Source organism: Halorubrum sp. GN12_10-3_MGM (genome assembly GCF_005435235.1).
Taxonomy (GTDB): Archaea; Halobacteriota; Halobacteria; order Halobacteriales; family Haloferacaceae; genus Halorubrum; species Halorubrum ezzemoulense.
Genome location: NZ_SGUB01000077.1, coordinates 1 through 326 on the forward strand (window position 1 = coordinate 1; position 326 = coordinate 326).

The following is a 326-nucleotide window of genomic DNA, read 5'->3' on the forward strand; positions in this document are numbered from 1 at the left end:
GCACTCCCGGTCGGAAGGATGGTCACGATCCGGAGTGGCGTTCTATGGCCGATCCTGACGAAGAAATCGAAGTCACCTGTGACTGTTGTCCTGAGTGTGGCGACCGCTTCGACGAGTCGGTGGGCGTCAGCCCCCGACTCGTCGAGGAGATCCCTGATCCCCAGCCCCCAGAAATCACCCGGTACAACCGCCACTACTACCAGTGCGACTCCTGTGGAACAGAGACAGTTGCGGCTCACCCCGACTGCCCCGATGAGGGGCAGTTCGGGGTGAACGTCATCGCTCAATCAGCTCTGTCACGGTACGATCACCGCCTTCCTTACCGG

At 61.0% G+C, this 326-nt stretch carries 1 pseudogene; it reads left to right on the top strand.

Features of this window, described 5'->3' with window-relative positions:
- A pseudogene (locus EXE47_RS18315) lies at positions 1–326 on the top strand (IS66 family transposase zinc-finger binding domain-containing protein); the annotation flags it as partial.